At 70.6% G+C, this 23,443-nt stretch carries 24 protein-coding genes; 13 read left to right on the top strand and 11 right to left on the bottom strand.

The window, feature by feature from the left end; all coding sequences use genetic code 11:
* Positions 1-25 precede the first annotated feature (25 nt).
* On the bottom strand, positions 26-661 hold the full coding sequence (locus ACWDY5_RS12480) for an MOSC domain-containing protein (RefSeq protein ID WP_449722325.1): 636 nt from the start codon (positions 659-661) through the stop codon (positions 26-28).
* A 140-nt stretch (positions 662-801) separates the two neighbouring features.
* Between ACWDY5_RS12480 and ACWDY5_RS12475 the strand changes: the two genes are divergently transcribed.
* Entirely contained in the window at positions 802-2,256 is a 1,455-nt protein-coding gene (locus ACWDY5_RS12475; RefSeq protein ID WP_449722324.1) for an amino acid permease, read from the top strand.
* On the opposite strand, the gene ACWDY5_RS12470 is transcribed toward ACWDY5_RS12475, so the two are convergent.
* Complete coding sequence (locus ACWDY5_RS12470) at positions 2,247-3,305, bottom strand: nitronate monooxygenase (RefSeq protein WP_449722519.1); 1,059 nt, start codon at positions 3,303-3,305, stop codon at positions 2,247-2,249. The two genes, ACWDY5_RS12475 and ACWDY5_RS12470, sit on opposite strands and share 10 nt — an antisense overlap.
* Before the next feature lie 19 nt (positions 3,306-3,324).
* Here ACWDY5_RS12470 and ACWDY5_RS12465 point away from each other — a divergent pair, with 19 nt between their 5' ends.
* Both ACWDY5_RS12465 and ACWDY5_RS12460 read left to right on the top strand, forming a co-directional pair.
* On the top strand, positions 3,325-3,783 hold the full coding sequence (locus tag ACWDY5_RS12465) for an HD domain-containing protein (RefSeq protein WP_449722323.1): 459 nt from the start codon (positions 3,325-3,327) through the stop codon (positions 3,781-3,783).
* A 56-nt stretch (positions 3,784-3,839) separates the two neighbouring features.
* Complete coding sequence (locus ACWDY5_RS12460; protein ID WP_449722322.1) at positions 3,840-5,075, top strand: MFS transporter; 1,236 nt, start codon at positions 3,840-3,842, stop codon at positions 5,073-5,075.
* A 4-nt stretch (positions 5,076-5,079) separates the two neighbouring features.
* Here ACWDY5_RS12460 and ACWDY5_RS12455 read toward each other — a convergent pair whose 3' ends face one another.
* The 4 genes from ACWDY5_RS12455 to ACWDY5_RS12440 form a co-directional block, all read right to left on the bottom strand.
* On the bottom strand, positions 5,080-5,484 hold the full coding sequence (locus tag ACWDY5_RS12455) for a type II toxin-antitoxin system VapC family toxin (protein WP_449722321.1): 405 nt from the start codon (positions 5,482-5,484) through the stop codon (positions 5,080-5,082).
* On the bottom strand, positions 5,481-5,834 hold the full coding sequence (locus ACWDY5_RS12450) for a type II toxin-antitoxin system Phd/YefM family antitoxin (RefSeq protein WP_252486369.1): 354 nt from the start codon (positions 5,832-5,834) through the stop codon (positions 5,481-5,483). The genes ACWDY5_RS12455 and ACWDY5_RS12450 overlap by 4 nt, the downstream gene beginning before the upstream one ends.
* Before the next feature lie 75 nt (positions 5,835-5,909).
* On the bottom strand, positions 5,910-7,751 hold the full coding sequence (lepA, locus tag ACWDY5_RS12445) for a translation elongation factor 4 (RefSeq protein ID WP_449722320.1): 1,842 nt from the start codon (positions 7,749-7,751) through the stop codon (positions 5,910-5,912).
* A 103-nt stretch (positions 7,752-7,854) separates the two neighbouring features.
* Positions 7,855-8,265 carry a nuclear transport factor 2 family protein gene (locus ACWDY5_RS12440; RefSeq protein ID WP_449722319.1) on the bottom strand — a complete coding sequence of 137 codons (411 nt, stop codon included), beginning with the start codon at positions 8,263-8,265 and terminating at the stop codon, positions 7,855-7,857.
* Positions 8,266-8,409: 144 nt separating this feature from the next.
* Between ACWDY5_RS12440 and ACWDY5_RS12435 the strand changes: the two genes are divergently transcribed.
* The 4 genes from ACWDY5_RS12435 to ACWDY5_RS12420 all read left to right on the top strand — a co-directional run bounded on the left by ACWDY5_RS12435 (position 8,410) and on the right by ACWDY5_RS12420 (position 13,406).
* On the top strand, positions 8,410-9,018 hold the full coding sequence (locus ACWDY5_RS12435) for a class I SAM-dependent methyltransferase (RefSeq protein ID WP_449722318.1): 609 nt from the start codon (positions 8,410-8,412) through the stop codon (positions 9,016-9,018).
* A 64-nt stretch (positions 9,019-9,082) separates the two neighbouring features.
* Entirely contained in the window at positions 9,083-9,715 is a 633-nt protein-coding gene (locus ACWDY5_RS12430; protein WP_449722317.1) for a PadR family transcriptional regulator, read from the top strand.
* On the top strand, positions 9,712-11,283 hold the full coding sequence (locus ACWDY5_RS12425) for an FAD-dependent monooxygenase (protein ID WP_449722316.1): 1,572 nt from the start codon (positions 9,712-9,714) through the stop codon (positions 11,281-11,283). Before ACWDY5_RS12430 ends, ACWDY5_RS12425 begins: the two co-directional genes overlap by 4 nt.
* Positions 11,284-11,909: 626 nt before the next feature.
* Positions 11,910-13,406 carry a serine/threonine-protein kinase gene (locus ACWDY5_RS12420; protein ID WP_449722315.1) on the top strand — a complete coding sequence of 499 codons (1,497 nt, stop codon included), beginning with the start codon at positions 11,910-11,912 and terminating at the stop codon, positions 13,404-13,406.
* 5 nt (positions 13,407-13,411) lie between these two features.
* Here the strand turns inward: ACWDY5_RS12420 and ACWDY5_RS12415 are convergent, their stop codons facing one another.
* The 4 genes from ACWDY5_RS12415 to ACWDY5_RS12400 are packed head-to-tail and all read right to left on the bottom strand — an operon-like array spanning position 13,412 to position 16,529.
* Positions 13,412-13,864 carry an SRPBCC family protein gene (locus ACWDY5_RS12415; protein WP_449722314.1) on the bottom strand — a complete coding sequence of 151 codons (453 nt, stop codon included), beginning with the start codon at positions 13,862-13,864 and terminating at the stop codon, positions 13,412-13,414.
* Complete coding sequence (locus ACWDY5_RS12410; RefSeq protein WP_252486375.1) at positions 13,861-14,169, bottom strand: ArsR/SmtB family transcription factor; 309 nt, start codon at positions 14,167-14,169, stop codon at positions 13,861-13,863. The genes ACWDY5_RS12415 and ACWDY5_RS12410 overlap by 4 nt, the downstream gene beginning before the upstream one ends.
* Positions 14,170-14,202: 33 nt before the next feature.
* Positions 14,203-15,780 carry a hypothetical protein gene (locus ACWDY5_RS12405; protein ID WP_449722313.1) on the bottom strand — a complete coding sequence of 526 codons (1,578 nt, stop codon included), beginning with the start codon at positions 15,778-15,780 and terminating at the stop codon, positions 14,203-14,205.
* The gene (locus tag ACWDY5_RS12400; RefSeq protein WP_449722312.1) at positions 15,765-16,529 is read right to left on the bottom strand and encodes an ABC transporter ATP-binding protein; all 765 of its coding nucleotides are present in this window, start codon (positions 16,527-16,529) and stop codon (positions 15,765-15,767) included. The genes ACWDY5_RS12405 and ACWDY5_RS12400 overlap by 16 nt, the downstream gene beginning before the upstream one ends.
* 102 nt (positions 16,530-16,631) lie before the next feature.
* Between ACWDY5_RS12400 and ACWDY5_RS12395 the strand changes: the two genes are divergently transcribed.
* From ACWDY5_RS12395 to rpsT, 5 genes are all read left to right on the top strand, one after another.
* Complete coding sequence (locus tag ACWDY5_RS12395; protein WP_449722311.1) at positions 16,632-17,537, top strand: SPFH domain-containing protein; 906 nt, start codon at positions 16,632-16,634, stop codon at positions 17,535-17,537.
* Between the two features lie 12 nt (positions 17,538-17,549).
* Positions 17,550-17,795, top strand: a complete 246-nt coding sequence (locus tag ACWDY5_RS12390; RefSeq protein ID WP_252486379.1) for a hypothetical protein — start codon at positions 17,550-17,552, stop codon at positions 17,793-17,795.
* 66 nt (positions 17,796-17,861) lie between these two features.
* On the top strand, positions 17,862-18,641 hold the full coding sequence (locus ACWDY5_RS12385; protein WP_449722310.1) for an esterase/lipase family protein: 780 nt from the start codon (positions 17,862-17,864) through the stop codon (positions 18,639-18,641).
* Between the two features lie 146 nt (positions 18,642-18,787).
* Entirely contained in the window at positions 18,788-21,073 is a 2,286-nt protein-coding gene (locus tag ACWDY5_RS12380; protein WP_449722309.1) for a glycoside hydrolase family 3 N-terminal domain-containing protein, read from the top strand.
* 160 nt (positions 21,074-21,233) lie between these two features.
* Complete coding sequence (gene rpsT / locus ACWDY5_RS12375; protein WP_185002186.1) at positions 21,234-21,494, top strand: 30S ribosomal protein S20; 261 nt, start codon at positions 21,234-21,236, stop codon at positions 21,492-21,494.
* 137 nt (positions 21,495-21,631) lie between these two features.
* Here the strand turns inward: rpsT and ACWDY5_RS12370 are convergent, their stop codons facing one another.
* Positions 21,632-22,243, bottom strand: a complete 612-nt coding sequence (locus ACWDY5_RS12370) for an RNA polymerase sigma factor (RefSeq protein WP_449722308.1) — start codon at positions 22,241-22,243, stop codon at positions 21,632-21,634.
* 308 nt (positions 22,244-22,551) lie between these two features.
* On the opposite strand from ACWDY5_RS12370, the gene ACWDY5_RS12365 reads away from it, so the two are divergent.
* Complete coding sequence (locus tag ACWDY5_RS12365) at positions 22,552-22,947, top strand: SSI family serine proteinase inhibitor (RefSeq protein WP_449722307.1); 396 nt, start codon at positions 22,552-22,554, stop codon at positions 22,945-22,947.
* Positions 22,948-23,443: the final 496 nt, after the last annotated feature.

Below are 23,443 nucleotides of genomic sequence, written 5' to 3'. Positions count from 1 at the left end.
CGTCCGGCGGTCCCCGCGCCCAGCCTCAGACCGCGACGTCGCGCAGCCAGCCCTGCACCTTCGGCGGCAGGTCGGCCAGTGCGGGCAGCAGCGCGGGCACCCGTTCCCGGTTGTTGCGGCCCACGTAGTCGAAGACGTCGGCGATGGTCACCCCGTGCTCCGGCGTGGACAGCGTCTCGATCGCATCGCCCGCCCGCACCTCGCCTTCCTGCTCCACCGCGAAGTAGGCGCCGGTGCGGCCGATCACGGTGAACTTCTTCACCAGCCCGCGCACGTCCCAGAACCCGGCGAAGACCTGGCAGGGCACCCGGGGCGCGGTCGCCCGCAGCACCGCGCCGCCGACCCGCAGCCGCTGGCCGATCACCAGCGCCTGGGTGTCCACTCCGGACACCGACAGGTTCTCCCCCGCGTTGCCCGGCTCCAGCGTCCGGCCCAGCTCGGCGGACCAGAACGCCAGGTCCTCCACCGAGTAGACGTAGACGGCCTGGTACTCGCCACCGTGGTGCTCCAGGTCGCTGATCTCGTCCCCGGCCAGGCCGAGCTTGCCGATCTTCGCCTCGGCCACCGGCCGTTTGTCGATCGCGGTCTTGCCCTTGCGCCCGGCCCAGTCCACGACCTGGATGGCTCCGACATTGACCGATACGACACTCCCAGCACCCATGCCACCAACCTAGTCGGCGCGGATCTCCCCGGGCTGGCGATTTTCTGGTCTTGGACGGTGTACGGACGCTGCCGAGTCCCCGGCCGGTCGTCTACGGTGACCGCGGCACAGCGGCGTGCCGCGGGTGGAGGGAGCAGGAGATGACAAGGGCGCAGAGTCCGTCCGGCGGCCGGAGCGTGTTCCGGCGCAAACCGATCGAGCAGGTGACCGGGGAGTCCGAGAGCGGCGGACTGGCCAAGTCGCTGGGGCTGTGGCAGCTGACCGCGATCGGCGTCGGCGGCATCATCGGCGCCGGCATCTTCTCCCTGGCCGGCGCGGTGGCCAACAAGACCGCGGGCCCGGCGGTGCTGATCTCCTTCCTGATCGCGGGCATCGCCAGCGCGGCTGCGGCCTTCTCCTACGCCGAGTTCGCCGGGCTGATCCCCAAGGCCGGGTCCGCCTACACCTACGGCTACGTGGTGCTCGGCGAGCTGGCCGGCTGGCTGATCGGCTGGGACCTGCTGCTGGAGTACACCGCGATCGTGGCGGTGGTGGCCATCGGCATCTCCGGCTACTTCAACAACCTGCTCGGCATGCTCGGCATCGAGCTGCCTGCCTGGATGCTCGGCGCGCCCGGTACCGAGGGCGAGGGCGTGGCGCCGGGCAGCTACAGCGTGAACCTCTTCGCCGCGCTGCTCTGCCTGCTGATCGCCTACGTGCTCAACCTGGGCATGAAGAACGCGGCCCGGTTCGAGAGCGCGCTGGTCTGGCTCAAGGTCGGCGTGGTGCTGCTGGTGATCGTGGTCGGCGTGTTCCACATCAACACCGGCAACTACAGCAACTTCTTCCCCTTCGGCTTCGGCGGCGCGGTCACCGGCGCGGCCACGGTGTTCTTCGCGGTGTTCGGCTACGACGCGATGAGCACCGCGGCCGAGGAGTCCAAGGACTCGCAGAAGCACATGCCCAAGGCGATCATCTACTCGCTGGCCATCTCGATGGTGCTCTACGTGCTGGCCTGCCTGGTGCTGACCGGCATGGTGCACTACACCAAGATCGACGGCGAGGCGGCCTTCGCCAGCGCGTTCGCCGACATCGGCCTGCCCGCCCTCGGCATGATCATCTCCGTCGGCGCGATCCTGGGCATCCTCACCGTGATGTTCACCTTCATGCTCGGCGTGACCAGGGTCGGCTTCGCGATGAGCCGGGACGGCCTGCTGCCCCAGTTCCTGGCCAAGACCAGCAAGAAGCACCAGGTGCCCAGCCGGATCACCTGGATCGTCGGCGTCTGCTCGGCCTTCATCGCCGGGTTCCTGGACATCAGCGCGGCGGCCGAGCTGACCAACATCGGCATCCTGCTGGCCTTCGTGGTGGTCTGCGTCGCGGTGATCGTGCTGCGCTACCGGCGGCCGGACCTGCCGCGCACCTTCCGCACCCCCGGCATGCCGGTGGTGCCGATCATCGGCGTGGTGTTCTCCATCTGGCTGATCACCTTCCTGCAGCCGGAGACCTGGCTGCGGTTCGCGATCTGGTTCGGCATCGGCCTGGCCGTCTACTTCGCCTACTCCTACCGCAAGTCCAAGCTCAACCAGCCCGCCGCTCAGTCCACTCAGGACTGACCGAGCCACCTGCCGCAGGCCCGGGACCACGCGTCCCGGGCCTGTGCCATGAGCAGCTCCACCAGCTCGGCCGCGGGCAGCTCAGGGGCCAGCGGGTAGGTCTGCCCGGCCCACAGCGACATCGCCTCCGGATCGCCCGCCTTGGCCGCGGCCGCGCGCAGCGGCCTGGTCAGGTGGTGCAGCTGCGGGTAGGCGGCCGGGGCGTGCGCGCTGTGCTCGGTGAGCACCCGGTTGACCAGCCCGCGCGCGGGGCGGCCGGTGAAGGCGCGGGTCAGCGCGGTCTCCCGGTCCCCGGCGGCCAGCGCGGCCCGCTGGGCGGGCTGGGTGCCGGCCTCGGGGCAGCGCAGGAACGCGGTGCCCAGCTGCGCGGCGGCCGCGCCCGCGGTGAGCACCGCGGCGATGTCCGCGCCGTGCACCAGCCCGCCGGTGGCCACCAGCGGCAGCTCGGTGACCGCGCCGATCAGCCGCAACGCGGCCAGCAGCCCGTACAGCGGCGCGGCCCCAGGATGCCCGGGGTCGTTGGCGAAGGCCCCCCGGTGCCCACCGGCCTCCATGCCCTGCACCACCAGCACGTCCGCGCCCACCTCCGCCGCGATCCGGGCTTCTTCCGGCGTGGTGACCGTGACCCACACCTCGGTGCCTACGTCCTTGAACCTGGTGACCAGCTCCGGCGCGGGGTGACCAAAGGTGAACGACACCACCGGCACCCGCCGGGCCAGCAACAGCTCGGCCTTGGCCGGGTACTCGTCGTCCTCCCAGCGCGGCTGCCCCAGCTCGGCCCCGTACCGCCGCGCCTCCGCCGCCAGCCGCTCGGCGTACCCGGCCACCGGCGCGCCGGAGTCGGCGGTCGGCACGAACAGGTTGACCCCGAAGGACGCCACACCCAGCGCCCTGGTCCGCTCGATCTGCCCGTCCAGCGCCTCGGTGCTGAGGTAACCGGCCCCCAGGAACCCGGACGCCCCGGCCGTTCCGGCGGCGGCGAGCAGTTCCGGGGTGGACGGCCCACCGGCCATCGGCGCGACGATCAACGGCACCCGCGAGGCAAGCATCATGTGCTCGAATCTAGCCATGCCAAGCGAATCCGAGGGCTTCACGCTCGCCCGTGCGGTGGAGATCGCAACGCGGGCCCACGAGGGCCAGGTGGACAAGGCGGGCCTGCCCTACATCCGGCACCCGCTGCGGGTGATGGACCAGGTCGAGGGCGAGTGGCCGAAGATGGCCGCGGTGCTGCACGACGTGGTCGAGGACACCGGGGTGACCGCCGAGGACCTGCGCGCGGCCGGCTGCCCGGAGCGGGTGGTGACGGCGGTGCTGGCGCTGAGCAAGGGCCCGGACGAGCCGATGGAGAGCTACCTGCGCCGGGCCGCCGAGGACGACATCGCGATCGTGGTCAAGCACGCCGACATCGCCGACAACAGCGGCCCCGAGCGGCTGGGCCGCCTCGATCAGGCCACCCAGGACCGCCTGCGCGCCAAGTACGCCCGAGCCCTGTCCCTGCTGGCCAAGTACCGCGCCGAACAAACTTGATCCCAATCCACTCAAGCTAGTTGCGCCGATCACGCTCAAGCTGCCACAGTGCCCTGGTGACCAAGGACACCGCCCGGCGGCCCGGCGGCCTGCTCCGGCAACGCGACTTCCGGCATCTGTGGGCCGCTGACGTGCTCAGCCAGCTCGGCACCAGGGTCAGCCACCTGGCCCTGCCCCTGCTCGCGGCCGAGACCCTGCGCGCCAGCGCCTTCGAGGTCGCCGCGATCCAGACCGTGCAGACCGCGGCCTTCCTGGTGCTCGGCCTGCTGGTCGGCGCCTGGTGCGACCGGCTGCGCGCGCTGCCGGTGCTGGTGGTGGCCGACCTGGTGCGCGCGGCGGCGTTCTGCTCCATCCCGCTGGCCGCGGCCTTCGGCCTGCTCACCCTGACCCAGGTCTACCTGGCGGTGCTGGTGGCCGGGGTCTTCTCGGTCTTCTTCGAGGTCGCCCACCAGACCTACCTGCCCCGCCTGGTCGCCGCCCCGGACCTGGTGGAGGCCAACGCCAAGCTGCGCGGCAACCACGCGGTAGCCGCCACCGCCGCCCCCACGGTCGCCGGCCTGTGCTTCCAGTTCTTCGGCGCCCCGGCCACCGTCCTGGTCAACGCCGCGGGCTACCTCTGGTCCGCCCTCTGGCTACGCGGCATCCAGCACCGCGAACCCCAGCCACCCCGCCCGGAAAACCGCCACCTGGGCCGCGAGATCGCCGAGGGCCTGCGCCTGGTTTTCGGCCACCCCGTGCTGCGCGCCTTCGGCCTGCACGGCGCCACCTTCGTCCTGTTCCAGTCCATGCAGACCGCCCTCGGCGTGCTCTTCCTGCTCCGCGAGATCCACCTCTCCCCCACCGCCATCGGCCTGCTCAGCAGCCTCGGCCTCACCGGAGCCCTGGCCGCCGCCCTGGTGGCCCGCCGCATCGCCACCCGCCTGGGCCAGGACCGCACCGTCCTGCTCGCCGGCCTCACCCTCGGCGTCCTGTTCCTCGGCTTCCCCCTGACCACCCCCGGCTACGGCCTGCTCTGGTGGGCGGCGGGCGCCTTCGGCAGCGCGTTCAGCCTGATCGTGCTCACGGTGTCGATGACCAGCCGCCAGCAGGCGGTCTGCCCGCCGGAGCTGCTGGGGCGGATGAACGCCACGATGTTGTTCCTGGTGTGGGGCGCGATTCCGCTGGGCAGCCTGCTGGGCGGGGTGCTGGGGGAGACGATCGGGCTGCGCGGGACGCTGTGGGTGTCGGCGACGGGAGCGCTGCTGTCGGCGCTGTGGCTGATCTGCTCGCCGTTGCGGAAGGCGGCGAGGTAGCGGCTCAGGCCGGGCGCTTGGCCGCGCCGGGCGCGCGCACGGTCAGGCCTGCCTTGGCCGCCGCCTCGTTCAGCCGCCGGTCGTAGCTGACGAACCGGGTGGTCGGCACGCGCAGCGCGGTGGCCAGGTGCAGGGCGTCCAGGCTGCGCAGGTAGCGGTCGGGCAGGGCCGCGGCGGCGCGGACCACCGGGGCCAGTGGCAGCTGGGTGATGTTGTCCAGGATCTCGTCCGCCAGGGTGCGGGCGTCGTCGCCGGCTTCGACGCGGGTGAGCGCGCGGTGCACCTCGACCACGGCCAGCTCGGAGCTGACCAGGGGTTCGGTGCGGCTGTCCAGGTAGGTGAACAGGTCCTCGGACAGGGGTTCCGGCAGGATCAGCTTGATCAGGGCGCAGCTGTCGAGGTAGATCACCGATCGGTGTCCTCGCGGTCGGCGAGCACCGCCGCCGATCCTCGGTCGTCCCCGGCCCGCGCGGTGCGGGCGGGCAGGGTGCGGAGCAGGCCGCGCAGGGTGTTCTGGCGGTCGCGCCAGTCGGCGGCGACCTGGCCCGAGGCGGCCAGCTCGTCCAGGGCGACCTCGTCCGGGTCGGGGGCGGTGAGCACCGCCACCACTTTGCCGTTGCGGGTGACCTGGACCCGTTCACCCTCGGTGATCCGGCCGAGCACGCTGGGCCAGTCGTGCAGAAGGGTGCCCACGGGGACCTGAATGGTCACCGCGGCGGGTGCGCTGACCAGCAGCGGGTATTCCTTCCGCTTTCCCATGTCACCAGGTTAGCGCCAAAAATGACTTATGGCACGAACTGGTGACCGAACCACCCGGTCCGGTCACCACCGCGACTACTTCTTCTTCTTGTCCCCGGCCTCGTCGGTGGACAGCGCGGCCACGAACGCCTCCTGGGGCACCTCGACGCGGCCGACCATCTTCATCCGCTTCTTGCCTTCCTTCTGCTTCTCCAGCAGCTTGCGCTTACGGGTGATGTCACCGCCGTAGCACTTGGCCAGCACGTCCTTGCGGATCGCGCGGATGGTCTCGCGGGCGATCACCCTGGACCCGACCGCGGCCTGGATCGGCACCTCGAACTGCTGCCGGGGGATCAGCTCGCGCAGCTTGCTGGCCATCCGGGTGCCGTAGGCGTAGGCGGCGTCCTTGTGCACGATCGCGCTGAAGGCGTCCACCGGCTCGCCCTGCAGCAGGATGTCCACCTTGACCAGGTCGGAGGCCTGCTGGCCCGCCTCCTCGTAGTCGAGGGAGGCGTAGCCGCGGGTGCGGGACTTCAGCGAGTCGAAGAAGTCGTAGATGATCTCGGCCAGCGGCATGGTGTAGCGCAGCTCGACCCTGGTCTCGGAGATGTAGTCCATGCCGCCGAGCTGACCGCGCCTGGCCTGGCACAGCTCCATGATCGTGCCGACGAACTCCGAGGGCGCGATCACCGTGCACTTGGTGATCGGCTCGTAGATCTCGCTGATCTTGCCGCCCGGCCAGTCGGAGGGGTTGGTCACGACGTGCTCGGTGCCGTCCTCCATCACCACCCGGTTGACCACGTTGGGCGCGGTGGAGATCAGCTCAAGGCCGAACTCGCGCTCCAGCCGGTCGCGGGTGATCTCCAGGTGCAGCAGGCCGAGGAAGCCGCAGCGGAAGCCGAAGCCGAGCGCGGCGGAGGTCTCCGGCTCGTAGGTCAGCGCGGCGTCGTTGAGCCGCAGCTTGTCCAGCGCCTCGCGCAGGTCCGGGTAGTCCGAGCCGTCCAGCGGGTAGAGCCCGGCGTAGACCATCGGCTGCGGCTCGCGGTAGCCCGAGAGCGCCTCGGTGGCGCCCTTGCGCTCGGAGGTGATGGTGTCGCCGACCTTGGACTGGCGGACGTCCTTCACGCCGGTGATCAGGTAGCCCACCTCGCCGACGCCGAGGCCGACCGAGACCTTGGGCTCGGGCGAGATGATGCCCACTTCCAGCAGCTCGTGGGTGGCGTTGGTGGACATCATCCGGATCCGCTCGCGCGGGGTGATCTTGCCGTCCACCACGCGGATGTAGGTGACCACGCCGCGGTAGATGTCGTAGACCGAGTCGAAGATCATCGCGCGGGCCGGGGCGTCGGAGTCGCCGACCGGGGCCGGAATGGTCCGCACGACCTTGTCCAGCAGCTCCTTGATGCCGACGCCGGTCTTGGCCGAGACCCGCAGCACCTCGTCGGCCTCGCAACCGATGATGTGCGCGATCTCCGCGGCGTAGCGGTCCGGGTCCGCGGCGGGCAGGTCGATCTTGTTCAGCACCGGGATGACCGTGAGGTTGTTCTCCATGGCCAGGTACAGGTTGGCCAGCGTCTGCGCCTCGATCCCCTGCGCCGCGTCGACCAGCAGGATCGCGCCCTCACACGCCTCCAGCGCACGGGAGACCTCGTAGGTGAAGTCGACGTGCCCCGGGGTGTCGATCAGGTGCAGCACGTACTCCGTGCCCTCGTGCACCCACGGCAGGCGCACGTTCTGCGCCTTGATGGTGATGCCGCGCTCGCGCTCGATGTCCATCCGGTCCAGGTACTGGGCGCGCATGGAACGGTCGTCGACGACGCCGGTGAGCTGCAACACCCGGTCGGCCAGCGTGGACTTGCCGTGGTCGATGTGGGCGATGATGCAGAAGTTCCGGATGCGCTCCGGCGGCGTGAAGGTCGTGTCGGCGAACGTGGCCACTGATTCCCTCGCTGAAACGGACGGGTGACGACCTATCGTCCCATGCCGGAGGGAGTGCCCCGCACAAGTCCCGGTGATCTGCGTCTCGACACCGCACGCGGACCTAGTGGCCGGTGCACGCCGCGGCTACCGCGGCGGTGTCCCAGTAGAACGGCCTGACCTCGGCCAGCCGCCCCTCCCGCAGCCGGATGAACTGCAGGATCGGGAACTCCAGCTCGGCCCCGGTGGCCCGGCCACGTGCCCTGACCTGGCTGAGCACGACCACCCGGTCCCCGTCGGCCAACCGTTCCTGGGCCAGGATCTCGAACGACGCCCAGGTCCGCGCCATCACCGCCATGAACCGGGCGAGTCCCTCCGGTCCGCGCCACTGCCCGCCGTAGGGCAGGCCCTCGGCCTGGTACAGCACGATGTCCGGGTCGAGGAACTCGGCAACCGGCTCGAAGCCGCTCTCCCCGGCCAGGTAGGCCAGCTCGGCGGCGTAGAAGCGGTCCAGGATCAGCGCGGCGTCGGTCACCGGCCCAGCCAACCAAGGGGCGCCTCCGGGATCCGGCGGGAATCGGCCGCGGCATTGCGCGGCGAGCCGCGCGCTGCCGCCGTGCGAAGGAATTTCAGGGATGACCCCGATGCGAACAGCGAGGATGCGAGCTGTTCTGGAGTCATGGCTACTTCCTTCCCGCGGATCGTGGACTCCGCGTTCGGGCATCCCCGCGGCCTCGCCGGCCGGATCGGTGGCGCGATCATGGCGCGCGCCGGCGCCGCCACCGAGCGGGAGCTGGTGGCCGAGGCGGGTTTACGGCCCACCGACACGGTGCTCGTGCTCGGCCCAGGACCGGGTGTCGGGCTGGCCGAGGCGGCCAGGGTGGCCGCGGCCGGGCGGGTGATCGGGGTCGACCCGGCCGAGGAGATGCTGCGCCAGTGCCGGCAGCGCTGCGCCGAACAGGCCAGGACCGGACACGTGCGGCTGCACCGGGGCGACGCCGAGGACACCGGGCAGCCGGAGGCCAGCGTGGACGTGCTGCTGACGGTGAACACGGTGCACCTGTGGCGGGACCGGACCAGGGCGCTGGCCGAGCTGTACCGGGTGCTGCGGCCGGGCGGCCGGTTGATCATGTCCACGCACCGGATGCTGCTCGATGGCAGCCCGGCCACGCTGCGGCTGGACGTGGAGTGCGCCGGGTTCGCCAGGGTGCTGCTGCGGCTCAACGACCGCCGTGGCCTGCTCGGTCCCAGTTACGAGCTGACCGCCTGCCGCCCCGAGAACCGGTAGCCGCCCTCCCCTGACGCCATCTCGGGGTTGTCATAGTCATTATCTAACTAGTACGTTTATGACTATGACAGCCCCGATTCGTCGTTCTCCGCTCGCGCTGACCGTGTTGTGCTTGGTCATCGAGGCTCCGCTGCACGCGTACCGGATGCAGCAGCTGATCAAGGAGCGCGGCAAGGACCGGGTTGTCAACGTCCGGCAACGGGCCAGCGTCTACCAGACGATCGAGCGCCTGCTGAAGGCCGGACTGATCAAGGTCAAGGAGACCGAACGCGCCGACAACCGGCCGGAGCGCACCGTCTACGAGATCGGCCCGCACGGGCTGGAGACGGCTCGCACCTGGCTGCGCGAGATGTTCACGGCCACCGGCAACGAGTTCCCGGAGTTCCCGGCCGCGGTGGCCTTCATGCCGCTGCTGGAGCCGGCGGAGATCCGCGCGCTGCTGGAGGTGCGCGCGGCCAAGCTCGCCGAGGCGGTCCAGGAGATCGACACGGTGGTGGCGGAGGCATCGGCCGGTGGCCTGCCCCGGCTGTTCCTGCTGGAGGAGGAGTACCAGCGGGCCACCCTGGGCGCCCAGCTCGACTGGTGCCGGGCCACGGTCGCCGAGCTGGCCGACGGCCGGATCACCTGGAGCGAGGACTGGCTGCGCGAGATCGGCGCGAACTTCATCTCAGCACCCGACGAGGGGGAATCGTCATGAGCAGCAACGAGGAACGGACGCCGGTGCTCATCACCGGTGGTGGCCTGGCCGGCCTGACCGCCTCGCTTTTCCTGTCCTCCCACGGGATCGACTCGATCCTGGTGGACAAGCACTCCGGCCCGTCGCCGCAGGGCAGGGCGCGCGGGATCAACGTGCGGACCATGGAGATCTACCGCGCCTTCGGCATCGCGGACGCGGTGTACGAGGCGGGCAAACCGTTCGAGCGGGACGAAGGCGGGGTGCACTGCCAGTCCATCGCGGGCGAGTGGCACTGGCTGTTTCGCGGCGGCACGGCGGTGAGCTACGACGGACTGAGCGCGGGCACGCTGTGCCTGGCCGACCAGAGCTCGGTGGAGCCGGTGCTGATCGAGGCCGCCCGCGCCCGCGGCGCGGACCAGCGGTTCAGCACCGAACTGTTGTCCTTCACCGAGACCGCCGACGGCGTGCACGCGGTGACCAAGGACCGGACCACCGGCGTGGAACGGCGGATCCACGCGGACTACCTGATCGGCGCGGACGGCAACCGCAGCACGGTCCGCGGCCAGCTGGGCATCCACCGCGACGGCCCGGGGGTGGCGGGCGACTACCTCGGCGTGCTCTTCGACGCCGACCTGTCCGAGCTGATCCCCGAACGCGCCATCCTGTGGTTCGTGGTCAACCCGGAGGCCCCACCGGCCTTCCTGACCACCACCGCGAGCCCCAACCGCTGGGCGGCCGCCTTCAGCTACGACGCGGCCACCCAGGACCCGGCCGGGTTCACCCCGGAACGGCTGACCGCCATGGTGCACACCCTGCTGGGTCGCGCGGACATCCCGCTCAAGATCGTCGACGTGACCCCGTGGCAGCAGTTCATCGGCGTGGCCGAGCGTTTCCGCCAGGGCCGGGTGTTCCTGGCCGGGGACAGCGCGCACGTGTGGCCCCCGGCCGGCGCCTACGGCGCGAACACCGGCGTCCAGGACGCGCACAACCTGGCCTGGAAGCTGGCCGCGGTGCTCAAGGGCTGGGCCGGTCCCGCCCTGCTGGACAGCTACGAACCGGAACGCCGCCCCCTGGCCCAGGCGTTCATGGACATCACGGTCGCCCGCCAGGCCCACCGCACCAGCTCCAACCCGGAGCAGGAGGCCAAGGACGACCTGCGCTGGTTGTTCGGCCAGCGCTACACCTCCCCCGCCATCCTGGGCCAGCCCTTCGACACCCCCTTCGCCGACAACCACCTGCCACCGGCCACTCCCGGCCACCGCGCCCCGCACCTGTGGCTGGACCGCGACGGCGCCCGCATCGCCCTGCACGACCTCCCCAGCACCGGCTTCACCCTCCTCACCGGCCCCGACGGCGAGGCATGGTCGCAAGCCGCCAAGGAAGTCGCCGCAGACCTCAACGTCCCGATCACCGCACACCGCATCGGCACCGACCTGCTCGACCCGGAAAACCAGTGGCCAGCCCGCTACACCCTCCCCGAAGGCGCGGTCCTGCTCCGCCCAGACGGCTACCTCGCCTGGCGCACCGACACCGGCGCCAACCCCCACCACCAACTCCACGACGCCCTGCGCCGCCTGCTCCACCGCTGACCGGCGCCGTCACCGCTCCAGCACGACCGCACCGCGCGCGGCGGCTCCTGTCGCGCGCGGTGCACCGCGCGGGCGGGTCCGGGTGGCTCAGGCTGGGATCGGGCGCGTTCTGGTGGCGCGGGCTGCCGCCGGGCGGATTCGGGTAGCGCGGGCTGCCGTCGGGCGAGCTCCGCTGGCGCAGCCTGCCGCCGCCCCGGCCCGGCCACATCAGCCGCGGAGTGACCAAGACCACGCACACCAGATCGTTACCTCGCCCGAGCCGCGCCCAACCGCCCGCAACCCCCTGACCAGGCATCCAGCCTCGCCGAACCCCGGCCCCGCGCCGTCCGCGTCGCTGGGCGCCGGTCCAGCGCGCCCCTGGGCTGCGGCGAAAGCGGCGACCGGCACGAACGCCGTGAACCCCTCATCAGCACTGAACGTGACCGGTGCCGCGCTGGCTGCGCCCGAAAGTTGCCAGGAATGCTCTGTTCGGCGTAACGCCAACGAGTCCTAAGGCACTATTTTCGCCAACCTAACGCTCACCAACCCGCTCCGGCGCGTCAATTAGGGTGGACGCGTCTGGCAGACGGCGAGGGGCCGTCACCACTCATCAGGACGAGGAGCGATCGGCCATCGACAGGGGCCAGGTGATCGCCGGGAACTACCGGCTGGTCGAGCACATCGGCAGCGGCGGCATGGGCGCGGTGTGGCAGGCGTACGACGAGCGCCTCCAGCGCCCCGTCGCCATCAAGCAGCTGCTCCTACAGCCGGGCCAGTCCGAGGAACAGACCTTGGACGCGCGGCGCAGGGCGATGCGGGAGGCGCGGATCGCCGCCCGGCTGTCCCACCCCAACGCGATCACCATCTTCGACGTGGTGCAGCACCACGGGGACCCCTGCCTGGTCATGGAGTTCCTGCGCTCGCGCAGCCTGGCCGACCTGCTGGACGAGCGCGGCACGCTGCCGATCCGCGAGGTCGCCGCGATCGGCGGCCAGGTGGCTGGCGCGCTGGCCGCCGCGCACCAGGCCGGGATCGTGCACCGGGACATCAAGCCGGCCAACATCCTGGTCAGCGACTCCGGCATCGCCAAGATCACCGACTTCGGCATCTCCAGGGCCGCGGGCGACGTCACCGTCACCCAGACCGGCATGATGGCGGGCACCCCGGCCTACCTGTCCCCGGAGATCGCCAAGGGTCACGACCCGGCGCCGCCCTCGGACGTCTTCTCCCTCGGCGCGACGCTCTACACCGCGATCGAGGGCAGGCCGCCCTTCGGCAACAACCCGAACCCGCTGGCGCTGCTGCACCTGGTCGCCGCGGGCAAGGTCGAGCCACCCCGGCAGGCGGGCCCGATGACCGCGGTGCTCATGAGCCTGCTCCGCGAGGAGCCGTCCGACCGGCCCAGCATGTCCCAGGCCGCCGCCACTCTCACCTCCCTCGCCAACGATCCGAACCTGGCCAACGCGCAGCCCACGCCGCTGCGGCCCGCGCCGGCCACCCAGGTGCTCGGCGGCAACACACCGCCGCCGCCGTACCGCCCGCCGACCCAGCAACACCTGAACCGGCCGGCCGCGACACCGACCCCGACCATGGCCGATCCCCGGCCCGCGGCCTACGTCCGCGACCCGAACCGGCCGCCGCGCAAGAAGTCCAAGCGCGGCCTGGTGATCGGCATGCTGGCCGTCCTGGCGCTGGTCGTCGGCGGCGTCAGCTACTACCTCGCGACCCGCGAGGTGCCCAAGAGCAACGCGGGCAACCAGCCGACCAGCTCCGCCGCCGCCCCCACGTCCTCCTCACCGGTGGACAAGCCGACGCCGGCGGACGACTCGGCCCCGATCGGCTTCCGCGAGGCCGGGCAGTACGTCGTCGACTACTACAGCGCGGCGGGCAGGGCAGGCGAGCGCACCCAGGCCTTCGCCATGCTGACCGACAACGCCAAGGCGCTGATGGGCGGCGAGTCCGGGTTCAACGAGTACTGGTCGCAGTACAAGCAGGTGTACAGCCAGAAGGCGACCGCCAAGAAGACCCAGGACGTGGCGGTGGACGTCACGCTCACCGTCATCTACGGCTCGAAGACCGAGCAGCGCACGGTGCGGGTGACCCGGTCCGGCGGCGGGCTGAAGATCGACAGCGAGGCCCGCTGACCGCCCTAGCCGGTTTCCTCGTCCAGTAACTTCGCCAGCGCGGCGGCCACACCGGAGCTCCAGCCGCTCGCCATGAACTTGCGGGACAACTGCTGGAACTCGTTGTCCGGGTCAAAGCCGTCGTGCACCAGGAACAGCCGGGTGCCGCGGCCCTCGGGTGTCAGGGTCCAGGTGATGGTGGTGTGCATGCCGTTGTCCGGACTGCTGTCGTTGAAGCTGATGCGCAGCAGGCGTTCCGGCTGGATCTCCAGCACCTCGCAGTGCGCGATGCCGTCGGTGCGGACCGCGGGCAGCGGTTCGCCGCGGTTGAAGGTGAAGCGGTGGCCGACCACGGGCTGGAAGTCGTTGGGCATCAGCCAGCGGGCCAGCCTGGCCGGGTCGGTGAGCGCCCGCCAGACCTTGGCCGGCGGGTGGGCCAGGAACTGGTCCGCCTTGACGGTGGTGAACTCGGTGGTCATTCGTCTTCCTCCTCGTCGAGCAGGTCGGACAGCGCGGACAACCGCTCCCGCCAGAACCGCTCGTACGGTGTGAGCCAGTCCCGAAGCTCCTGCAGGGGCTCGGGTTCGAGCTGGTAGTGCCGTTCCCGGCCGCGCCTGGCCTCCGCGACCAGCCCCGCGTCCTTGAGCACGCGCAGGTGCTCGGAGACGCTCGGGCGGCTCATGTCGAAATGCTCCGCGAGGGACTGCACCGGCCGCGGCCCGGTCAGGAGCAACCCCAAGAGCTCCCGGCGGGTCGGGTTGGCCAACGCAGCGAACACATCCATGAGAAGGAGAATAGGTAGGAAATCTCCTACGCGTCAAGTTCGGACGGCGGCGAGCAGCTCGGGTCCGCGCTCGCTCAGCCGCCGGGCCGCGAGCATCCCCCACCACCAGCCGAACAGCACGCCCGACCCGATGCCCACCGGCAGCGCCAGCCAGGTCAGCACCGCGTTCCCGGTGAGGTAGCCGCCGAGCAGCAGCAACCCCGGCGGCAGCGCGGCGAGCACCAGCAGCAGCCCGATCACCAGTTGCAGCAGGGCCTTGGCGCAGCCGGGGTTCCCGCTGCCGGCGAACGGGTTCCCGCGCTGGGCGGGCACCGGGAACGGCGCGAACACCGACAGGATCACCAGCAGCCCGGCTCCGCCGCCGAGCAGCGCGGGCAGCAACGCGAGCACGTACGGATAGGTCTCCGGCCGCCCGGTCACCCCCGGCAGCACCAGCACCGCGAGCAGGGACACCGGCGCCACGTAGACCAGCCAGCCGAGCTGCCTGCCCCGGATGTCGGCGCGGGCGGCCGAGGGCTGCACCAGGGTGTGCCACAGCGCGGTGCCGTCGAAGCCGTACAGGTTGCCCGCGTTGAGCGCGCCGAAGGCCACCACCAGCAGCCCGCCCGCCGGGGCGAGCGCCGCGGCCACCGGGTTGAAGCCGGAGATCACCAGTGGCAGCACCAGCCCGATCACCAAGGCGGGCAACAACACCGCCCGCCGCCGAGGGTCGCGCCACCAGGTGCGCACCTCCTTGGCGGCCACCGCGCCCACCGGCCCGGCGGGCAGGAACCGTTCCAGCGCACCACCGCCGGCCCGCACGTCCGCGCCGCGCAGTCCCGCGCTGGGCCTGGTCATCCTGCGGCGCAACAGGATCGCCCACCACTGCGCCAGCAACACGATCAGCAGCACCAGCCCGATCAGCGCCGCGGCCACCGTGGCCCACTCCCCCCTGGCCGCGGCGGCGACCGCGACCGGCGCCCAGCCCGTGGGCAGCCAGCGCAGGAACTCGCCCAGCTCCGGCGGGAAACCCAGCACCAGCCCGGCGGACACCGAGTTCATCAGGTACTGGAACGGCAGCACCAGCAGACCGACGCACGCCGCGAGCAGCACCCCCAGGTCCTGCCCGCGACGCGAGCGCAGCACATCGCCGAGCGCGCCGATCACCACGCGGGACAACGTGATCACCACCGCCAGCTGCAACAGCGCGCCGACGATCGCGACCACCACCGGCGCCACCCCGTCCGCGGTGGCGCGCAGCACCAGCCCGCCGAAGGCCAGCAGGCTGACCACCGCGGGCACGCCCACCGCGGCGGCGACCAGCAGCCCGGCAGCCAGCTTGCGCGAGCTCACCGGCAGCAGCCGGAAGTGTTCGGGTTGCAGGGTTTCGTCGCTGCCGGCCACGAACACCGGCCCGATCACCCAGCCGAGCGTCCACACCGCGAACAGCCCCGCGGTCAGGTCGTAGCCGGGCACTGGCGCGCCCAGCCGGTCGATGTTCATCAGGAACACCGACATCCCGGCCCCGACCAGCCCGACCACCGCGCCGCCGATGAGCGTCGCGGCCCGCGCGCCGCCGCGCAGCCAGTGGCTGAGCAGGCGCAGCTTCATCCGGATCAGGACGCCAACCACGACAGCCCCTCCCCGCCGCCGGTGCGCCCGCCGACCAGGTGCACGAACCGCTCCTCCAGGCTGCCCTCGCCGCGCACCTGCGCCAGCGGACCGGCGGCGACCACCCGGCCCCCGGCGATCACCGCGACGTGGTCGCAGAGCCGTTCCACCAGGTCCATCACGTGGCTGGAGAGCACCACCGCGCCACCGGCGGCCACGAAGCGCTGCAGGATGACCCGGATGGTGCTGGCCGAGACCGGGTCCACCGCCTCGAACGGCTCGTCCAGCACCAGCAGCCGCGGCCCGTGCAGCAGCGCGGTGGCCAGCGCGATCTTCTTGCGCATGCCTGCCGAGTAGTCCACCACCAGGGTGCGCTCGGCTCCGGTGAGCTCCAGCACGCCGAGCAGTTCGGCCACCCTGGCCGCGACGGTGGCCTCGTCAAGGCCGCGCAGCAGTCCCATGTAGGTCAACAGTTCCCGGCCGGTGAGCCGCTCGGGCAGGGACAGCCCGTCCGGCAGCACGCCGACCAGCGCCTTGGCGCGCACCGGGTCCTCCCAGACCTCCACGCCGAAGATCCGCGCGGTGCCCGCGTCCGGCCGCAGCAGGCCCACCGCCATGGACAGCGAGGTGGTCTTGCCCGCCCCGTTCGGCCCGACCAGCCCGAAGAAGGAGCCGCGCGGCACCGCGAGGTCCACGTGGTCCACCGCGACCGTCTCGCCGAACCGCTTGCACAACCCGGACAGCCGCAGCGCCGGTCCCTCGGTCTCCACCGTTTCCCCCTTCCGGCCGGCGCGTTGCCGGTTCCGCATTTAAGTGATATCACTTTGCTAGGCACCGCGGAAGAGCGGCGCCCAGGGGAGAGTGGACCAGAGATGACTACGTCGACGCTTGTCAAACCGCCCGTCGCGGGCGTCCGGGAACGGGTGCCCTTCACCCTGCCGGGGGTCCCGTCCGCCCTCGTCGGCCTGCTGCTGGGCCTCGGCTCGCTCGGCGGGATCGCGCTGGGCGTGTTCGCCTACCAGGTCTGGCTGCTCGTGGTCAGCTCGGTGCTGCTGGTACTCGTGCTCACCCTGGCCCGCGGGTTGATCATGGTCTCGCCGGGCGAGGCGCGGGTGCTGCAGTTCCTCGGCCGGTACAGCGGCACGCTCCGCCAGGACGGCCTGAGCTGGGTGAACCCGTTCACCCAGCGGACCGCCGTGTCGACCAGGATCCGCAACCACGAGTCCGCGGTGCTCAAGGTCAACGACGCCGAGGGCAATCCGATCGAGATCGCCGCCGTGGTGGTGTGGCAGGTCGAGGACACCGCGAAGGCCGTCTTCGACGTGGACAACTTCGTCGGCTTCGTCGGCATCCAGACCGAGACCGCGGTGCGGCACATCGCCACCAGCTACGCCTACGACAACCACGGCGAGACCGGCCTGTCCCTGCGCGAGAACGCCGATGAGATCACCGAGAAGCTCAGCGCGGAGATCTCGGCCCGGATCACCTCCGCCGGCGTGCACGTGATCGAGTCCCGGATCACGCACCTGGCCTACGCTCCGGAGATCGCGCACGCGATGTTGCAGCGGCAGCAGGCCAGCGCGATGGTCGCGGCCCGGCAGCGGATCGTGGAGGGCGCGGTCGGCATGGTCGAGCTGGCCCTGGACCGGCTGGCCGAGCACAACGTGGTGGAACTGGACGAGGAGCGGAAGGCGGCGATGGTGAGCAACCTCCTGGTGGTGCTGTGCGGGGATCGTGCGACCCAGCCGGTCGTCAACGCGGGTTCGCTGTACCACTAGCGGAACGCCGTCGTGGCTGAACGCAAGAGCTTCCTGCTCCGCCTGGACCCGGCCGTGCACGACGCGCTGACCAGGTGGGCCGGGGACGAGCTGCGCAGTGTCAACGCGCAGATCGAGTTCCTGTTGCGCCGGGCGCTGAGCGAACAGGGGCGGATGCCCAGCGAGGCCGGGAAACCGGCCAAGCGGGGCCGCCCGCGCAAGCCCGCCCCCGCGGAGGACCAAACGGAAGATCAGCAGGGCGACCGTTCAGCGGAGTGACCACCGCTGTGACGCAGCTTACATTGGGTTCTCCTAGGTTACCGCCAGGTAATAACGGAGGAATCCATGCGCCGGACGCTCGCCCTGCTGGTCACCGCGCTGTTCGCGCTGCTCGGACTCCCGCTGGCGGCTACCGCCGCGCCGGCGCAATCGTTGGCGGACGTCGCGGGCTGCCAGTCCACCAAGCGGCCGGTGGTGCTGCTGCACGGCACGTTCAAGAAGTCCGGCTGGAGCTGGGGCAACCTCGCACCGGAGCTGGCCCGCACCGGCTACTGCAGCTACACGCTGGACTACGGCAACGGCGGACTGAACCCGGTCGCGGACTCCGCAGCCGAGCTGGCCCGTTACGTGGACCAGGTCAGGGCGAGCAGCGGCTGGTCCACTGTGGACATCGTCGGGTACAGCCAGGGCGGGATGATGCCCCGGTACTACCTGAAGTTCCTCGGCGGCGCGGCGAAGGTCAACGCGCTCATCGGGATCGCGCCGTCCAACCACGGCACCACCCAGCCGCTGGCCAAGCTGCTCGGCGCCACCTTCTGCCCGGCCTGCGGCGACCAGGCGGCGAACTCGGCCTTCATCCGGCGGCTCAACGAGGGCGGCGACCTGACGGGCGCGGTGAAGTACACGACGATCACCACCCGCTACGACGAGGTGGTCACCCCCTTCGCCAGCCAGCACCTGGCCGGTCCGGCGAACCGGGTGACCAACGTGGTGCTGCAGGACGCCTGCCCGGCCAACCTGAGCGAGCACCTCTACATCCCGCACTCCTCGGCCACCATCAAGTGGGTGCTGAACGCCCTCGGCCGCGGCGGCCTGGCCGATCCGCGCTACCGGCCCTGCGGCTGAGCCCGCAGGCTTAATTCAAGCCAAAATAATGGCTGTACTTCATCTGTATGAAAGCGCTCCCACATTCCGCCGTTCAGTCGATGGACGTGGCCGCAACCGGGCATCAGGGTCATTCTCTGACACCGTCCCACGCCAATGGAGGCTTTGTGCTGCGGACACGTCCCACCCTCGCGTTAACGGCCGTCGCGGCCTTGATGCTCGGCTCCGCCCACGCCAGCACGGCCCAGGAACCGGGTGAGGATCGCGGTCACGCGGTCTACCTGGACGCCGCCGCCCCGGTGGAGCGGCGGGTCAGCGACCTGCTCCGGCGGATGACGCTGGAGGAGAAGGTCGGGCAGATGGCCCAGATCCGCCTCGGCAAGCTGCGCGGCAACTGCGACTACGGGCCGGGCCCGCTGGTCGAGTCCTGCATGAAGGCCGTGCTCAGCGATGCCAAGGTCGGCTCGATCCTCTCCGGCGGCGGCGACAACCCGGCGCCCGACCCCAGCCCCAAGGCGTGGGCGGAGATGACCAACGCGATCCAGAAGTACGCGCTGGAGCACCAGCGGCTGCGGATCCCGATCATCTACGGCGCCGACGGCGTGCACGGGCACAGCAACCTGCCAGCCGCGGTGATGTTCCCGCACCAGATCGGCCTCGGCGCGACCTGGAACCCGGAGCTGATCCAGCAGGCGGGCAAGGCCACCGGCGAGGCGATGCGCGCCACCGGTGTGTTCTGGAACTTCGCCCCGGTCTCCGACCTCGCGCGGGACACCCGGTGGGGCCGCTACTACGAGGCCTACAGCGAGGACCCGTTCCTGGCCGGTTCGCTGGCCGCCGCGGCGGTCAAGGGCATGCAGACCCCGGCCTCGGACACCGCGCAGCTGACCGCGACGGCCAAGCACTTCGCCGGGTACTCCCAGCCGTTCAACGGGCACGACCGGGCCAACGCGTTCATCCCGGTGCGCCAGCTGCAGGACTCCGTGCTGCCGCCGTTCCAGGCGCAGTTCGACGCCGGCGTGAAGACGGTGATGATCAACTCGGGTGCGATCAACGGCATCCCGGTGCACGCCTCGCGGTACATGCTGGTGGAGCAGCTGCGGGAGCGGATGGGCTTCCAGGGCGTCGCGGTCAGCGACTGGGAGGACATGAAGAAGCTGGTCACCCACCACAAGGTCGCGGCGGACTACCCGAGCGCGATCGCCATGTCGGTGAACGCGGGCGTGGACATGGCGATGGAGCCGTCCGACGCGCAGGCTTTCACCCAGGGCCTGGTCACCGTGGTCCGCGACGGGCGGGTCAGCCAGCGCCGGATCGACGAGGCGGTGCGGCGGATCCTCAAGCTGAAGTTCGAGCTGGGGCTGTTCGAGAAGCCGTTCGTGGACCCGGCCAAGGCGGAGCAGGCGGTGCGCGGCAACGGGGCCGACCTCTCCCGCAAGGCCGCGACCGAGTCGATGGTGCTGCTGCGCAACGAGAAGTCCACGCTGCCGCTGTCGAGTTCGGCCAAGAAGCTGGTGGTCACCGGCGACACCGCGGACGACGCGCGCCGTCAACTCGGCGGCTGGACCGTGGAGTGGCAGGGCGTGCCGCCGAACGGCCCGTTCCCGGAGACCACCACGGTGCTGGAGGGCCTGAAGGCCGCCGCGCCGCAGACCGAGATCAGCCACGCCCAGGACCAGGCCACCGCGGTCGCGGAGGCGAAGACGGCGGACGCGGTCGTGGTCGTGCTGGGTGAGAAGGAGGGCGCGGAGGGCACCGCCGACACCGAGGACCCCTCGCTGAGCCCCGCGCAGCAGCAGCTGGTGGACGCGGTGCAGGCGACCGGCAAGCCGGTCGTGGTGGTGCTGCTGACCGGCCGGGGCCGGGTGCTGGGGTCGGTGGCTGACGCGGACGCGCTGCTCTCCGGCTGGCTGCCGGGCACCGAGGGCGGGCACGCGGTGGCCGACGTGCTCTTCGGCAAGGCCAACCCCAGCGGCAAGCTGCCGGTGTCCTGGCCCAAGACTGTCGGCGACCAGCCGATGTCCTACGACCAGCTGCCGGGCGCCAACGCGGGCGTCAGCTCGCAGTACGACCCGGCCTACCCGTTCGGCTTCGGCCTGTCGTACACCAGCTTCGAGATCGGCGCGCCTGCCGCGCCGGGCATCGTCAAGGCCAGGGACAACGTGAAGGTCTCGGTCACCGTGCGCAACACCGGGTCCAGGGCGGGCACCGAGATCGTGCCGGTCTACGTCCAGCAGCCGGTGAGCGTGGTGCAGGTGCCGGAGCGGCGCCTGGTCGGGTTCACCAAGGTCACCCTGAACCCCGGTGAGCAGAAGTCGGTGGAGGTGACCTTCGACACCGACCAGCTGGCGCTGACCATGGGCGATGTGGACGGCGCGGGCCGTCGCGAGGTGCCCAAGGGCGGGTACCTGGTGGAGGCAGGCGGCAAGACCACGCCGCTGACCCTGCGCTGAACCCCGGCTTGACCTGCCTCGATTGGGAGTCCGCACGGCACGGCTGCTAGCATCTCCAGCCGTGCCGTGCGGCATTTCCGCCCTGGAGGAAGGCTGCGCACGTCTGGCAGCGCCATCAAGCGCGGCACGACTTCCGATCAGATGAGACCGAGGTAGCACCATGGCCAACATCAAGTCGCAGATGAAGCGCATCCTGACCAACGAGAAGGCGCGCCTGCGCAACAAGTCCGTCAAGTCGGAGGTCAAGACCGCCGTCCGCAAGTTCCGCGAGGCCGCCGAGGCCGGGGACAAGGACAAGGCGCTTGAGCTGCTCCGCGTGGCCAACCGCAAGCTGGACAAGGCCGCGAGCAAGGGCGTGATCCACGCCAACCAGGCCGCGAACAAGAAGTCGGCCCTCGCGCTGCGCGCCAACAAGATCTGACCTCGCCGCTCCCCCGCGGAGCGAGCAGGGCCGCAACGCTGAACGACGAAGGCGCCGCCCCACCGAAAGGTGAGGCGGCGCCTTCGTCGTATCGGGTCCCCGGTGCGGTGCCCTGCACACCGCACCGGGGTCCCTATTTAGTAGCCGGCTCGCTCCCCTGCTGAGCGGAGCCGACGAGCCATCCACCGGCGAACCCGGCATCGCGCCCTGCTCGCGATGCACTCGGTCGCCCTGCGGGTGGTACCGAGCAGACGAGAGATCTCCTCATGTGGAAGTCCCTGATCAAGCCACAGCAGGACGAGCCATTCGCGCTGACTCAATTTCCCACACCTGGCCAGCAACCAGCGAGCCTCATGGCGATCCGTCACCACATCGGCGGGATCGATCACCTGCATGGGCAAAAGTCTGGGGTGGGTGCACACTTGCTGTGCTGATGCCCGCCGCCGCAACTCGTCCACGCACAGGCGTTTGACCACCGCGACCAGGAAGGGCATCAGCCTTCCGGGGTCGAGCTGCGTGTACTGAGCGGCACGAAGGAACGCGTCGTGCACCACGTCCTCCGCCTCGGCGGGGCTCACCCCTTGCCGCCGGGCCACCCGGATCAGCGATGGCCGCAGCCGCAGGCACTCCCGCCAGAAGTTCTGCCGCGTCGCCACGGCAGACGTCTCACCATCCAAACCACCTTTGTCCTTCACCAACTGCCCCTTCGCCCCGTCAGAAATCAACCCGGTAGATCCTGGGGTAATCACCGGTGTTTCCTTTCGAGGCGCGGCCCGGCCATGAGGGCGGTCATCCAGAGTGCGTTACACCCTGATGACACCGCAGAACCGGCGCGTTGGCAAGCTTCGTTGCTTTCAGGGACAAGCTTCGTATGTTCCGGGCCTGCTGCGTACCGCCATTCGTGGGACAGGAATGCGTGTTACCCGGCAGTCATGTGACCACAGTCACCGTGCGCCGCAATGGCTGTATTCGTATTCATCATGGTGGCCGGAACAGGTCGCCACAAACGGACTCATTCCTTGAAAGGCGAACAATGTCTCGCAAGCGACTTCTGCCGTTGGCACTCGGGCTGGCAGCGACCCTGCTGCCCCTTGCCGTGGCCGCCGCGCCGACCGCGGCCGCCACCACGGCGGCTCCGCGAGCTGCAAGCTGGCTGGTGCTGACCGTCAACCCAGGCGAGGCTCCCACCAGGGACGCCCGCTCCAGCACGCTGACCTGCGACCCCATCGGTGGCAGTCACCCCAAGCCCACCTGGTCCTGCCGCGAGCTGAAGAAAGCGGGCGGCGACCCCCGCCGCGTGGACACCGGCCGCGAGGAGCCGTGTTACCTGATCTACGCACCGATCACGGTCACCGCCCGCGGCGTCTGGAACGGACGCGCCATCAGCTATCAGGAAACGTTCCCCAACGATTGCGTGCTGTACCTGGAAAAGGGTCCGCTCTTCCGTTTCTGATTCCGCCGCCGGGTATCACCCGGTCGTCGTATTGACAGAAATATGAGAACCGAGCGCCACCCGCCACACAGATCCTTTCGAGGCGGGCAACCGATTGCCAGGCACACCATCATGCAATCTCCGGTCCGCAATACTCACCACCGTTCTCCGCACCCCACTCACCCAAGCGGCAGAACAATGACAAACAACACTCGTACCCACGGTGACAAACGCTCCCACAACCCCAATAGGCCGTGGCACCAAACCCAGTCGCCGCCACCCACCCAGGTCCTGGCGGCCAACTCCCAGTAAAACCACCCATAAGTTACCTAGAGATCCGACGGATGACGGCCGGCTGATCCCAGCCCAGGCCTGACCCACCCACCACCAATCGCCTGCCACCCGGCAGGCCCGGCGGGGGGGGGGGGGGGGGGGCGGCGCCGCGCGCCCCGCCCCCCCCCCACAACCAACAAACACCCGACCCCACACCAGACCCACCCCACCCCCCCACCCCAGC

The organism is Crossiella sp. NPDC003009 (assembly GCF_053591555.1).
This window is presented reverse-complemented; position numbering and strand designations above follow the sequence as displayed.

What these genes read in the sequence shown, in the direction of transcription:
- ACWDY5_RS12410 (WP_252486375.1), bottom strand. Translation starts at nt 14,169, where the DNA reads ATGGATGTGTTCGCTGCGTTGGCCAACCCGACCCGCCGGGAGCTCTTG.
- rpsT (WP_185002186.1), top strand. Translation starts at nt 21,234, where the DNA reads ATGGCCAACATCAAGTCGCAGATGAAGCGCATCCTGACCAACGAGAAG.
- ACWDY5_RS12480 (WP_449722325.1), bottom strand. Translation starts at nt 661, where the DNA reads ATGGGTGCTGGGAGTGTCGTATCGGTCAATGTCGGAGCCATCCAGGTC.
- ACWDY5_RS12425 (WP_449722316.1), top strand. Translation starts at nt 9,712, where the DNA reads ATGAGCAGCAACGAGGAACGGACGCCGGTGCTCATCACCGGTGGTGGC.
- ACWDY5_RS12470 (WP_449722519.1), bottom strand. Translation starts at nt 3,305, where the DNA reads ATGCTTGCCTCGCGGGTGCCGTTGATCGTCGCGCCGATGGCCGGTGGG.
- ACWDY5_RS12435 (WP_449722318.1), top strand. Translation starts at nt 8,410, where the DNA reads ATGGCTACTTCCTTCCCGCGGATCGTGGACTCCGCGTTCGGGCATCCC.
- ACWDY5_RS12475 (WP_449722324.1), top strand. Translation starts at nt 802, where the DNA reads ATGACAAGGGCGCAGAGTCCGTCCGGCGGCCGGAGCGTGTTCCGGCGC.
- ACWDY5_RS12415 (WP_449722314.1), bottom strand. Translation starts at nt 13,864, where the DNA reads ATGACCACCGAGTTCACCACCGTCAAGGCGGACCAGTTCCTGGCCCAC.
- ACWDY5_RS12450 (WP_252486369.1), bottom strand. Translation starts at nt 5,834, where the DNA reads ATGGGAAAGCGGAAGGAATACCCGCTGCTGGTCAGCGCACCCGCCGCG.
- ACWDY5_RS12395 (WP_449722311.1), top strand. Translation starts at nt 16,632, where the DNA reads ATGACTACGTCGACGCTTGTCAAACCGCCCGTCGCGGGCGTCCGGGAA.
- ACWDY5_RS12385 (WP_449722310.1), top strand. Translation starts at nt 17,862, where the DNA reads ATGCGCCGGACGCTCGCCCTGCTGGTCACCGCGCTGTTCGCGCTGCTC.
- ACWDY5_RS12430 (WP_449722317.1), top strand. Translation starts at nt 9,083, where the DNA reads ATGACAGCCCCGATTCGTCGTTCTCCGCTCGCGCTGACCGTGTTGTGC.
- ACWDY5_RS12465 (WP_449722323.1), top strand. Translation starts at nt 3,325, where the DNA reads ATGCCAAGCGAATCCGAGGGCTTCACGCTCGCCCGTGCGGTGGAGATC.